Source organism: Rhodococcus rhodochrous, assembly GCF_900187265.1.
Lineage (GTDB): Bacteria > Actinomycetota > Actinomycetes > Mycobacteriales > Mycobacteriaceae > Rhodococcus > Rhodococcus rhodochrous.
The window spans coordinates 4102526-4115374 of sequence record NZ_LT906450.1; the positions used below are offsets into that span (position 1 = coordinate 4102526).

Genomic DNA, 12849 nt, shown 5'->3' on the forward strand with positions numbered 1-12849 from the left:
TCCGCGCAGACGAATTCGGCCGCGCCGTCCCGAAGGACGGCGCGGCCGCTGCGTTCGATCCGGTCAGCTACCGCAGCACGCCGACTCGCCACCGGACTCGGTGGAGCAGTGCGGCGTGGGCGCGGGGATGTCCATCGCCGGGTTCCGGTCGAAGAAGCCGTCCGGCTCGAACATGAAACCGATCTGCTCGACCGGCATGATCGGCCACTGCTCGGGACGCGGGAAGTGCATCACGCCGATGACCGGCCACAGCACCAGTTCGGCACCGTCGAGCGAGCGTCCCTTCTGCTGCCACACCTGCACGCCGTCCTCGCCGGGCTCGGCCTGGTTCGGGTACTGGCCACCGACGTACTGCTCGGCGGGATCGTAGGGGGTGGCCCACAAGTGGTTGTGGGTGAACGGTGCTCGCCGGGCCATCACGGAGTCCGGGGTGGAGAACGGGATCGTGGTGTTGGGCAACAGGAGCCGGTAGCCGGTGGGCTCGCCGTAGCGGTTGGTGCGCTCGGCGCTCTCGATACGCCAGTGCCGCGAGACCGACGCGTCGTTGCGCTGGGCCGCGTCCTTCTCGTTCAGCAGCGGGACCCGCACGGTCCGCACCGCATTGCCCCAGGGGTTTTTCTCGGGGTCCGGATCGACCTCGGCATGCTCCTCGACGATCCGGTTGAGCGGTCCGTCGATCGCGGTGTCCAGGCGCAGGCCGAAGAAGTGCTGGTGGTTGGGGGTCTGGACGTTCTTGGAGACGACCCGGCCGTAGGGGGCCTCCTCACCCTCCTCGATTCCGGAGGCCGACATCAGGCCGGTGAGTTTGACGGCGAGCTTGATGGTGCCGTCCTGGTGCAGCGACCAGTAGAAGCCGTAGTCGTAGTTCGCAACGGTCTGGAAGTTGGAGATGATGAGCTTGCGGGCGCGGCGCACCTGCCCGACGTCGCGACGCATGTCGGTGTGCTTCCACAGGACGCTGTCGTCCTCTTCGTGCATGCAGATCGCCTGCGGAATGGTCCGGCCCACCCCGTCGCCGCCGAGCACGGTCGCGTCGAAGTAGTGGATGACACCGAGGCAGTCGCATCCGAGCGCGAGGGAGTTGGTCAGCGGGCCGGCACCGTACTCACCCCAGTCGAAGAAGTTCTTGCGGTACTGGGTGGAGTTCGAGTCGAGGTACGGGACGTACATCTCGTTGCAGGCGACACGCTTGAGGATCGAACGGCCCTTGAACGTGAGGTCGTACAGTACGAGGCCCTCACGGTGGGTGAAGCCGAGGCGGAACTCCCAACCCTGCCAGGTGACCTTCCATCCCTCGACGTCGAAGCTCGTGCCTTCGGGCTGGACGACCTCGAGCGGGGCGAGACCCTCACGGTCGGGCTCCCACAAGCCGTTGTCGTAGTTGCCGGTCTCCTCCGAGATCGGCACGACACCGTGGTCCTCGACCTCGAGGACCTCCATGGTCTGCATATCGATGATGGGCACGACCCCCTGCACGGGGCGGGCGTAGCCGTTGTCGTCCTCGTCCACGCGGTGCCAGACGGTGCCCCAGGTGACGCGGCGGTCCTTGTACTCGTCGGGCACGAATCCGCCCATCGACTCCGCGTCGACCATCACGAGCGAGACGTCGGTGATGCCACGCTTGGCGAGGGCGGCGCGGAACTCGGGGTTTTCGCGGCAGGCCTGGGCGGCGGCGCGGGCCTCCTCGGAGGTGATGCCCGGACGACGGGGGTCGATGGCGCGCCAGTCGCGGATCCGCGACTCCTCGCCGAGGAGGACGTCGACCTCCCAGGCTTCGTTGTTGCCGTAGTCCATGACCACGAGACCGACCTTGCGCTCGCCGGCCGGTGCCGCGCCGGCGAGGACCGCGCGGGCATGGGCCTCGTCGAGCGTGGCACCCCAGAAACGGAGCCGGTCGCCGGTGCGCGCGTCGGCACGCACCAGGGCCACGGCGGCGTCGATCTCCTCACGGGCGAGCGGATCGAGCGGGTGGCTGCTGACGGCGACTTTGCCTTGCGTGGGTGCGTAAGCGCTCACGGCGTGCTCCTTCTGTGAACGGGTATCGGGTACCGAAGACGATTTTTTGGATCCAATAATTTCGTTACTGTATCCGAAAGTCGAGCGCATGGCGCGTCGATGTGGCGACGGCAACACGGAAAGGAGTTTGGTAGGTTGGCATCCGATTCGATCCAAGTTGGATCCGATTCCGTCGGATCGATGCGCGGCGCAGACGCCGGAGATTCACGCGGTGCGGGGGGCGCGCCGCCCTGCAGAAGAGGTCACTGATGAGCGACACCAGTACCGGGCACGCTTTGGTGGACGACACCGCAGCGGCCATCCGAGCGAAGATCATGTCCGGCGAGATCCCGATCGGCGCCCAGCTCCGGCAGGCCGAACTCGCGAAATCCCTCGGCGTCAGCCGCACCCCGGTGCGCGAGGCCCTGCGGCAGCTCCAGGCCGGAGGACTGATCGAGGTCGTCCCCAATCGCGGTGCGGTCGTGCGCGTCCCGGTTCCCTGGGAGGTCCGGGAGGCCTACGAGGTCCGCGCCGAACTCGAGGCCCTCGCCTGCGAGCGGGCCGTCGACCGGATCACCGACGACGCTCTCGAGGAGCTGAGGGAGACGAACCGCGTTCTGCGCGAGACCCGCCCGGAGCCGACCGAACCGGGCCGGCCCGGCGCCAGCACCCTGGCGAACGACCGCTTCCACACCCTCATCCACGAAGCAGCCGGCAACGAGCGGCTCTCCCGGGTGATCGCCCAGCTCAACGAGACCTTCCCCCGGAACGTCTCCGCCACGGTGCTGCAGGACAATTCGCGGCACCGCGAGGACAACCTGCGCGAGCACGAACAGATCGTGGCCGCCATCGAGGCCGGCGACCACGCGGCGGCACGCGAGGCGATGCGCCGGCACGTCCTCAGCGCGGGCGAACAGCTCGCACGCTGGTACGAGCGCCGGTCCTCGACCGTCTTCAAGGGCTGACGCCCTTCGAGAACCGGAGAACACGGAGGCCGGCCCGGACGCCCCTGCGGCGTCCGGGCCGGCTCGTCTTCCGGTCAGACCCGGGCGGGGGCCAGCATCCGGCCCGGCTCCAGGAAATCCAGATCGGGCCGCGACACACCCGTCACCAGGTCCGCGAGCGCCTCTCCGACGGCGGGTCCGAACTTGAATCCGTGGCCCGAGCACGCGGCCGCCACGAGGATCTGCGGCGTCTCCGGCAGCGGCCCGAGCGCGAAGCGATTGTTCGGTGCCATCGTGTACCGGCAGGACAGTGAGCCCACCACCGCTCCGTCCGCGGCGGGCAGGAACCGGCGGACCAGAACGTGCAGGACGTCGATCTCGCTCTGCGACACCGGCTTGCGCGCGGTGGTGAGGTCGTCCTCGGGACCGTGATCGAGGCCCACCTTGAGGGTGTCGCCACCGTAGGACGGGATGCCGTACATGAGGCCGACCCCGGGCACCTCGATGGAGAACGGGCCGAGGTTCGGCGGCGCGAGCATCTCCGGCCGGGACCCGGCAACGTGGATGTTGACGATGCGCACCACGTCGAGCACGGGCGCGAACTGCGGGAGCAGCTCCGAGATCCACGGCCCGGCGCAGACGACCACGCGGGCGGCCCGGATGCGGCCGGCGGTCGTGGTGACCACGGCGCCGTCGCCGTCGGGATCGATGCCGAGCACCCGGACACCCTCACGGCGGTCCACTCCGGCACGCCGGCCGATCGCGGTCAGCTGGGCCATCGCGGCCGCGGCGTCGACGACACCTGCGGCGGGGTCGTAGAGCGCGCGGAAGCCGGCACCGAGTTCGAGGCCGGGGAAACGCCGGGCCGCCTCAACGTGGTCGACCATCACGCAGTCCGGCCCGTCCAGCCCGGACTCGGCGTCCAGCGCGCGGGCGTAGAGGCCACCGGTCGTGGTGATCAGCGGGCGGGCGACCTCCTCCTCGAGTTCGGCCCAGGCCCGGTAGGCACGGTCGACGAGGGGGTACCAGATCGGATTCGGGTAGGCGCGCCGGATCATCCGGGCACGGCCGTGCGAGGAGCCCTCCACGTGTCCTTCGGAGAACTGCTCGAGCTGGATCACCCGCACACCGCGCCGGGCCAGCTGCCACGCGGTGGAGTTGCCGTGGATACCGGCGCCGACGACGACCACGTCCGTCGATTCCGCTGCCTCCACCGGCGCCGACCGGCGCGGGGCCAGGTCGGCGAGCGACGGGGTGGCGGGCAGTGGCACCCGCACCACTCCCTCGGGTTCCTGCAGCACCTCGACGAGGGCGTCGAGGTCGTCCTCACCGTTGTAGACGTGCATCGAAGCGCGGACCACCGCGTCGATCCCACGGTCGCCGAGATCCCACTGGGCGTGGGCGGCAGGTACGGCGACGACCCGGATCCCGCGGCGGCGCAGGTGTTCCTTGACGTCGAGCGCGGATCGTCCGTCCACTCCGAAGGTGACGATGCCGCCACCCGCGGCCGGCGGATCGAGGACGGTGACACCGGCGACCCCGGCGAGCTTCGCACGCAGCAGGCTCCCGAGATCGCCGATGTGGCGGGTGATCGCATCGATGCCGGTGGCGAACGCCTCGTCGAGGGCGGTACCGAGGCCGAGTTCGAGTGCGTGCGAGGCCTCCCAGGTCTCGAACCGCACCGCCGAGTCCTTCAGCTCGTAGGAGTTGTCGGCCTTCCACAGCGCTCCTCGCACGTCCGGCGAGCCGGGACGCAGGGTCTCGCGCGCGGCCGGCGAGACGTAGAGCAGGCCGGTGCCGCGCGGCCCGCGCAGGAACTTGCGTCCGGTGGTGACGAGGATGTCGCAGCCGATCGTCGCGACGTCCACCGGCAGCTGGCCGACGGACTGCGTCGCGTCGAGCAGGTAGGTCACTCCCGCTGCGCGGCACAGTGCTCCGACCTCGGCGACGGGTTCGACGAGTCCGGAGGAGGTGGGCACGTGTGCGACGGTGACGAGGCGGGCAGACCTCTTCAGGGCGCCGGCGAGGGCGTCGAGGTCGATGCGGCCGGCCGCGTCGTTGGGGACGACCTCGATCTCGATGCCGAGGCTGTCGCGCAGTTCCAGGAGGTGCAGGGCCGAGCTCACGTAGCTCGACCGGGAGACGAGGACGCGGTCGCCGCGCTGCAGTCTCAGCGCGGCGAGGGCGCGGTGCCAGCCGTCGGTGGCGCTGTTCACCAGCGCGATGTCGGTGGAGTCGGCACCGAGCAGCCGGGCCGCACTGTCGTACACCGCGTCGATACGCCCGCGGGCGAGGGCGTCGGCCTCATACCCACCGATGCGGGACTCGAGTTCGAGGTGCTGCCGCACCGTGGACAGCACCCCCGAGGAGAGCAGCGCGGCGCCCGCGGCGTTGAGGTGGTGGGAGAGGCCGGCCCCGGGCGTGTGCGCGCGGTGGTCTGCAACGTCGATCACGAAGCACTCCTGGATTGAAGGGGCGAGATCGCCCGGTCCGCTTTGTATACCGACACTATCAGATTGGATCCACTAATGTCGTGCCGTGGACAGACGAAAACGGCATCCGCGGAACACTTTTCGTTCCACGGATGCCGTTTCGACAGCACGAACACCGCGCCTACAAGGCCACGACCACACTCTTCGGTTCGCAGAATCCGAAGAGTGCCTCGTCGCCGAGATCCCGGCCGACACCCGAGTCCCCGAGCCCACCGAAGGGCAACGCGGGGTCGAAGACGTTGTAGGTGTTGATCCACACCGTGCCGGCTCGCAGCCTCGCCGCCATCCGGTGGGCCCGGGAGACGTCCTTCGTCCAGACACCCGCGGCGAGACCGTAGTTCGTGTCGTTGCCGATCGCGATCGCCTCCTCCTCGTCCTCGAAGGGGATGACCCCGACCACCGGCCCGAAGATCTCCTCGCACGCGATGGTCATCGAGTTGTCGACGCCGACGAACAGGGTCGGTTCGACGAAGAAGCCCGGCAGATCGGGCACCCCGCCACCGACGAGCACCTGCGCGCCCTCCTCGCGGCCGATGGCGATGTAGCGCAGGACCTGCTGCCGCTGCTCCTCGGACACGAGGGGACCGACGGTTATGCCACCGTCAAGGCCGTTGCCCACGGGTACCTTCCTTACCGCCGCAGCGAGCCGCTCGTGCATCTCGTCGAGGATCGAACGCTGCACCAGCAATCGGCTTCCCGCCGTGCACATCTGACCGGAGTGCCCGAAGGAGGCGCGCATCGCGGTGAAGACGGCGGCGTCGAGATCGGCGTCCTCGAAGACGATGTTGGGGCTCTTGCCGCCGAGTTCGAGGGTGAGCCGCTTGCTGGTGGGGGCCGCCGCTGCCATCACCGCGCGTCCCACCTCGGTGGAGCCGGTGAACGACACCTTCGCGACCCCGGGGTGTTCGACGAGCCGGGCACCGACGCGACCGTCGCCGGTGACGACGTTGACCACACCGGCGGGGACACCGGCCTGCTCGCACAGCGCCGCGACCCGCAGCATCGTCAGCGGCGTCTGCTCGGCGGGCTTGACCACGACGGTGCAGCCGGCGGCGAGCGCGGGGGCGAGCTTGAAACAGCCCGTCATGATGGGGAAGTTCCACGGCAGGATGAGCGCGGCCACCCCGACGGGTTCGCGGGTGGTGTAGACGTGGTGGTCACCGGCGATCGGGACGGTGGTGCCCGTCAGACGTGTCGTCGCTCCGGCGAAGTGCCGGAAGGTGTTCGCGCTCGACTGCGTGTCGGCGCGGGACCGCTCGATGGGCTTGCCGTTGTCGCGGGTCTCGAGCACCGCCAGTTCCTCGAGGTTCTCCTCGATGAGATCGGCGATGCGGGTGAGGATCCGGGCGCGTTCGAGCGGCGGCAGGGTGCGCCAGCGTCCGTCCGCGTGGGCGGCGGCGGCCGCGGCGACCGCGGCGTCGACGTCCTCGTCGGTGGCCGATACCGCGCGGGTGAGGACCTCCCCGGTGGCGGGGTCGAGGACGTCGAAGCATTCGCGGTCGCCGGCGGGGATCCACCGGCCGTCGATGTAGAACGGTTCGGCGGCCGAGACGGCGGGTTCGGTGATGAGGGTCAACGAAGAAACTCCTGACAAGCGTGGATCAGCGCGGGCTGGGCCAAGATTCGGCGATCGCGTCGGCCACCGCCTTCGCGGTGGTGCGAATGCACCGTTCCATCTCGCGGGCCCCGTTCTCCTCGGTGGCCTGCTCGACGTCCCGGCCCCACACACCCGACCGGCTGACCTGGTCGGTGCGGTAGTCCCAGAAGGTGTCGCGGTCCTCGAGCGATTCGGCCCGGTCCATGTGCACGATCTCCGGGTCGATGTGCAACATCAGCGAGGTCTCGAAGTAGTTGGCGTGCATCAGGCCGCGTCCGTAGGTGACGCGGCCGTCGACCTCCGGACCGGGATAGCAGGTGACGTAGAAGATGCAGCGCACGCGCACGTCGTCGTACTTGACGCGGAGCTTGTCGGCGGCGACCTCCATCGGGCCGGCGTTCCACGTGTGGGCGTTGACGAAGACGAACTGACGGACTCCGAGCGCGTAGAGGGAGTCGGTGATGTCCTCGAGCATCGCGATCATCGTCTCGGGACGCAACGTGAGCGTGCCGGGCAGGGTGCCGTGGGAGCCGGACACCCCGTACACCAGCGGCGGCACCACCGGGACACCCGTGAGCGCGGAGACACCGAGGCAGACGTGGTGGGCGATCTCCCCGTCCACGCACAGTCCCAGATGCGGTCCGTGCTGCTCGGTGGCACCGAGCGGAATCAGCACGGAATCGACGCCCTGGAGCAGGCTTTCGCATTCGCGGGCAGTGAGGCGTTCCCACTGGACCGGTTCGCCCGTGCCACCGAGTTCGGCGGCGAGATCGGCTGGGACGACCGGCGAGTAGAGGCGTTCGAATCGCGGGCTCACACCGTCACCTCGAGCTTCAGCAGACGGGCCATGTTGAGCCCTTCGACCTTCGCGCGATCCGCGTCGTCGGGGATCGCCTTGCGGATCTTGAGACGTTCGATGTCGAAGTCGCTGCCGGGCCATTCGGTGCCCATGAGAATCTTGTCGGGACCGAGGCGGTTGTAGGCGCGCTTGACGTCGGAGACCAGGGTCGCGGAGGTCTCCAGGTAGATGTTCTCGGTGCGCTCGGCCACCGTGATCGCGTCGGGCACGTTCCACACCGCACCCATGTGGGCGACGATGGTCGGCACCTCCGGATAGTACTTCGCGACCTCCTCGATCGCGAACGGCGAGCAGAACGCGTCGTCGAGGGAGTTGAACAGCACGATGAGACCGCGCTCGCGGCACACCTCGAAGATGGGGTCCAGCAGGCCGTGGTCGGAGGCGATGTAACCGTGCAGGGAGGGGTGCAGCTTCAGACCGGGCAGACGGGCGTCGGCGATCCGGTGGATCTCGCGTTCGGCATCGTCGTCCTGCGGCATGACCTGGCCGAATCCGAAGAACCGGTCGGGATGGGCCGCGACGAGGTCGATGAGGAAGTCGTTCTCGATGCGCTGGGCGAGCGAGCAGACCATCGCCATGTCCACGCCGGCTGCGTCCATGCTGTCGAGGATGCGCTGCGGGTCGAACGGCGTGTAGGGCGGCGGTGCCTCACCGCGCCGCACACCGGTCAGATAGTCCGACCGGCCACGAACGTCCTGCGTGGTGTTGTAGGCGTCGATGATCATTCGGGGATTCCCCTTCGTCAGGTGGATGCACGCCTGCAAGGCGATCCGGCTCGCCCGAGGCACGAGTACGAAGCTAACAGAATTGGATCCAATTAGTGCTATAAAGAATCCATTCTTAACGCCGATGTAACGCATCGCTGCGAACCTGACAGCATGACAAGCGTTTCCGGATCCGCCCCCACCACGCCACCCCCGTTCGGGCTCGCCCCCGAGGACATCGGCCTCTGGGACGCGGCGGTCTCCCTCCTGCAGCGCACCTACCGCTCGGGCCGGCACGAGGTCGCCGCGGCCGTACGGACCCGGTCGAGCGGCATCCACGTGGGTGTCCACATGGCGGGGTCGGCCGGTCGCACGTCGATCTGCGCGGAAGGCATGGCACTGGGGGCGGTGCTCGCCGCCACCCCCCCGGACCTGTCGCTCGCCGACGAGATCGACGCCGTCCTCGCGGTCCTGCACCGACCGGGGATCGGGATACGCATCGTCTCGGCCTGCGGGGTGTGCCGCGAGCTCCTGTTCGACTACTGCCCCGAGGCGTGGAACTACGTCCACCGGTTCCCGGACGACGCACCGGCACCGGGTACACCGGAGGTCGTGTACCTTCCGGAGACCGGACGGGGCATCCGAGAGGTACCCGCGCTCGCCCACGGATCGGCCGAGCGCCTGCGGGTGCGGGAACTGATGCCCGCCAAGAACATTCGGTCCTGGTGACGGATCAGCGCAGCCCGGCCGCGAGTGCGGTCGCGCTGCGCCAGGCCAGGGCCTCGACGGTCTGTACCGGGCCGCGGCCCCCGCAGGTGGGGAAGGTCGCCGTGCCGGTGACCACCAGGCCCGGCACCCCGTGGACACGTCCGTAGCCGTCGACCACCGAGGTCTCCGGGTCGGTCCCCATCCTCGCCCCGCCGTAGAGGTGCGTACCGAGGGGTTGCGCAGCGAACTCCTCGGCCGTGGTGGTGACGGCCCCGGCCGCGACGAGCCAGTCGCGCATGACGTCCTGCAGGTGGCGGGCGCGGCGACGATCGTCGTCGTGCAACGCGAAGGCGATCCGCGCGACCGGGCGTCCCAGCACGTCGACCGCCACCGGATCGAGGTCGATCGTGTTGTCCCGGTGGGGCAACTGTTCGGGTTGGGCCCACACCGCACCCCAGTGGGGATCCGGCGACGGAGCAGGGCCGGTCATCGCAGCCTGCAGGATCGATCCTCCGACGAATCCCTCTCGGGTGCAGTCGATCCCGTCGGCGTCGTACTCGGCGACCGCCGTGGCCGTCGCGGGCCCCGCCGATCCCCGGTCGAGGTCCACCCCCGGGAAGTGCCCGCGCACGCGAAGGAAGTTGTGCGACATGAAGTACCGTCCGACGGCCGGGCCGCCGAGCCCGGAGAGCAACAGCAGGCGCACGTTCGCGAGCACCGACCCGGCGAGCACCACGGCCCGGGCGGTAACCGTACGGATCCGCCCCTCGTGGTGGACGCGGACACCGGCGACGCCCGACCGGTCGGTGAGCACCTCCAGGACGGTGGTGCCCGGCATCGTGGTCACCCGCCCGGTGGCCACCGCCTGCCTGAGCAGGAATCCGGTGTCGCGGGACGCCGCGGCCGGAGCCTCGAAGGGCTGCAGGCCGAGGGCCCGGGCGGCCGCCGCCATACGGCGGGTCCACTCCGTCGACGGCCGCGGACCGACCCGCAGGAGGTGCTCGACCCGCTCGTACCACTCGTGCAGTTCGGCGGGGTCGATCGGCCAGTCCCGGACGTCCGTGCCCGGCGGTAGGACACCGGGGCCGTGACGCGCCTCGACCCGCGTGCGCATCCGCAGCGTCCACGGGTCGAGACGGTAGCTCTGCGGCGCAGCGAGGAGTTTCGATCCCCCGATCCCGTCGCGGCCGGCCTGCGGGCCCGGCGCGCGCACCGCCTCCTCGTGTGCCGCCGAACGCAGCGTCGGCGCAGCCGCCGCGAGAGGCGCCCGGGACGCGCTCCCGGACGTCCCGGCGTCGATCGCGGTGACCGTGTGCCCGGCACGGGCCAGCGCCCACGTCGCGATCGTCCCGGCCGGTCCCAGGCCGACCACGACGACGCTCACGCCACCGGGCCTGTCACGATCTCCGCCGCCCCGTCCGCGCGGGGATCGGATGCGGTGGACAGGTTCCCACCGGCGAGGCGGGAGACCTGGACGTGGCCGGCCTCGTCCCAACGCGCGCCCCGTGCCGTGCTGCGCAGTCCGGCGCGTGCCGCGACCTCCGCGAGATCGTCGGCGACACCGTCGTGTTCGACGACGAGGGTGGGCTCGTCCGCGCCGATGTCGCGGGCCCCGAACACCCACCGCTGCCGGCCGAGAACCTCGACGGCGTCACTGCCGGGGTCGGTGAGGTCACCGGCGACCTGCGACAAGATCCACGGTTGCGCCCGTCCGCCCTGGCAGCCGAGGGCCAGCACCAGATCGTCGCCGACGGCGACGGTGGGGCTGAGGGTGTGTGGCGGCCGGGCCCCCGGACGCAGGAAGGCGGGATGCCCGGGATCGAGGGAGAACGCCGATCCGCGGCTGTGCAGCACGATCCCGGTCTCGGGTTCGAGCAGACCGGCCCCGAAACTCTGGTACACGCTCTGGATGAGTGTCACGGCGCGGCCCTCGTCGTCGACGGCGGTGACGGCGACGGTGTCGCCCTGCGGGCGCGGGACACCGGGTCCGGTGAGCGCCGCGAAGACGTCCGTGCCCTCCGCGGCCGCGAAGAACCGGTCGAGGTCGACCTCGGCCACGCGCGGGTCGGCCAGCAGCGCGTCGCGGGCCTGCGCGACCCGGATCGACCTGTCGAGCAGGTCGGCGGCGGACCGGCGGGCGTCGTCGCCGAGGACGGCGAGCAGCGCCGAGGCCTGGCTCGGAGCGGGCGCGGTGAACCACCTCACCCCGTCGATCGTGCGGGAGACCGGGGTGGTCGTCACCGCACGGTGCACGGCGAGATCACCTGCGGTGATCGGGCTTCCGAGCTTCTGCAGGCCGGCGACGAGGGTGGCGGCGAGATCACCGGTGTAGAAGGCGGACGGCTCGTCGGCCAGGGTCCGCAGGGTGCGGGCCAGGGCGGGCTGCCGCCACAGGGCGCCCTCGGCGAGGGGCTGTCCGTCGGCGTCGAAGAACGCCGCGCGCGAACCCGGATCGGTGTGCAGCAGTTCGGCGTTGGCGAGCAGCGCACGCCGCATGCCCGCGGACACGGCGGTGCCCTCCTCAGCGATCCGGGCCGCCTCGGCCAGCGCCGAGGACAGTGGCAGGGCCGCACCGAGACCTTCGAGGGTCCGCCAGCCCGCGACCACACCGGGCACGGTCACCGCGAGCGGTCCGCGGCCGGGCATGCGGTCGTGGGCGGCGCGGATGGCGGCCACGTCGATCCCGGAGGCCGCGGCTCCCACCGAGACGACGGCGTGCACGGAGCCGTCCGGCTCGCGCACCACGGCGATGAGGTCGCCCCCGAGGGCGCACTGGTGCGGGTAGACGACGGTGAGGACCGCAGCGGCGGCGAGCGCCGCGTCGAGGGCGTTGCCGCCCGACTGCACGGCCTGCCGGGCCGCCGCGGTCGCCTCGTGGTGCGGTGCCGCGACCGCGACGCGCCACGTGCTCATCGCCGGATGAGGATGGTCCGGGCCGGTGCCGCTTCGCTGCCCTGCAGCTTCAGCGGCAGGCACACCATCTCGTAGGGGCCGGCCTCGACGGCGGCGAGGTCGAGACCTTCGAGGATGATGACGCCGTTGGGCAGGAGCTCGTGGTGGGTGTCCCACTCGACGGTGTTCTCGGGGGATTCCAGGGTCAGGTAGTCGATCGCGATGATCTTCACCCCGCGTTCGCGCAGCAGTGCCGCGCCGTCGGGGGCGAGACCGACCCACTGCGAGGGCTTCTCGTCGGCGCGCAACGCACCGGACTCGGACGAGTTGACGGTCTTGAGGATGACGCGGGTGGCGTCGCCGATCCCGGCGGCCTCGAGTTCGGCGGCGCCGATCTGTCCCGTCGTGCCGGTCAGGTCCAGCACGACCGCGGGGCCGACGAGCACGTCCATGTCGATCCGGTCGACGGGCAGTTCGCCGTCCTTGAAATGCAGGGGGGCGTCGACGTGGGTGCCGGTGTGCGAACCGATCAGCCAGCGGGTGACGTTCGAGGCGTCGCCGGCGGCGATGGATTCGACGGTGGTGATCTCGGGCTTGCGGCCCCAGTGCAGCATCTGCGGGTGGATGGGGAGGGAGATGTCGAAGATTTGCACGGTGT

General features: G+C 70.4%; 10 protein-coding genes. 2 read left to right on the plus strand and 8 right to left on the minus strand.

Annotated elements, in window-relative coordinates; all coding sequences use genetic code 11:
• Positions 1–63 precede the first annotated feature (63 nt).
• A complete protein-coding gene (locus CKW34_RS18815) occupies positions 64–2016 on the minus strand; it encodes a primary-amine oxidase (RefSeq protein ID WP_059384307.1) in 1953 nt (650 codons plus the stop codon).
• Positions 2017–2264: 248 nt separating this feature from the next.
• Here CKW34_RS18815 and CKW34_RS18820 point away from each other — a divergent pair, with 248 nt between their 5' ends.
• On the plus strand, positions 2265–2960 hold the full coding sequence (locus CKW34_RS18820; RefSeq protein ID WP_059384308.1) for a GntR family transcriptional regulator: 696 nt from the start codon (positions 2265–2267) through the stop codon (positions 2958–2960).
• A 74-nt stretch (positions 2961–3034) separates the two neighbouring features.
• Here the strand turns inward: CKW34_RS18820 and CKW34_RS18825 are convergent, their stop codons facing one another.
• From CKW34_RS18825 to CKW34_RS18840, 4 genes are all read right to left on the minus strand, one after another.
• A complete protein-coding gene (locus tag CKW34_RS18825) occupies positions 3035–5392 on the minus strand; it encodes an aminotransferase class V-fold PLP-dependent enzyme (RefSeq protein ID WP_197700675.1) in 2358 nt (785 codons plus the stop codon).
• 160 nt (positions 5393–5552) lie between these two features.
• Entirely contained in the window at positions 5553–7007 is a 1455-nt protein-coding gene (locus CKW34_RS18830; RefSeq protein ID WP_059384310.1) for an aldehyde dehydrogenase family protein, read from the minus strand.
• 25 nt (positions 7008–7032) lie between these two features.
• Positions 7033–7845, minus strand: coding sequence for a creatininase family protein (locus CKW34_RS18835; RefSeq protein ID WP_059384311.1), 813 nt, complete (start codon positions 7843–7845; stop codon positions 7033–7035).
• On the minus strand, positions 7842–8612 hold the full coding sequence (locus CKW34_RS18840) for an amidohydrolase family protein (RefSeq protein WP_059384312.1): 771 nt from the start codon (positions 8610–8612) through the stop codon (positions 7842–7844). Before CKW34_RS18840 ends, CKW34_RS18835 begins: the two co-directional genes overlap by 4 nt.
• Before the next feature lie 153 nt (positions 8613–8765).
• Between CKW34_RS18840 and CKW34_RS18845 the strand changes: the two genes are divergently transcribed.
• A complete protein-coding gene (locus CKW34_RS18845) occupies positions 8766–9320 on the plus strand; it encodes a cytidine/deoxycytidylate deaminase family protein (RefSeq protein ID WP_059384313.1) in 555 nt (184 codons plus the stop codon).
• Positions 9321–9324: 4 nt separating this feature from the next.
• On the opposite strand, the gene CKW34_RS18850 is transcribed toward CKW34_RS18845, so the two are convergent.
• The 3 genes from CKW34_RS18850 to CKW34_RS18860 are packed head-to-tail and all read right to left on the minus strand — an operon-like array spanning position 9325 to position 12844.
• Complete coding sequence (locus CKW34_RS18850) at positions 9325–10683, minus strand: FAD-dependent oxidoreductase (RefSeq protein ID WP_059384314.1); 1359 nt, start codon at positions 10681–10683, stop codon at positions 9325–9327.
• Positions 10680–12212: a gamma-glutamyltransferase gene (locus CKW34_RS18855; RefSeq protein WP_059384315.1), complete on the minus strand. Its 1533-nt coding sequence runs from the start codon at positions 12210–12212 to the stop codon at positions 10680–10682. The genes CKW34_RS18850 and CKW34_RS18855 overlap by 4 nt, the downstream gene beginning before the upstream one ends.
• Positions 12209–12844, minus strand: coding sequence for a cyclase family protein (locus CKW34_RS18860; protein WP_197700676.1), 636 nt, complete (start codon positions 12842–12844; stop codon positions 12209–12211). The genes CKW34_RS18855 and CKW34_RS18860 overlap by 4 nt, the downstream gene beginning before the upstream one ends.
• Positions 12845–12849 lie beyond the last annotated feature (5 nt).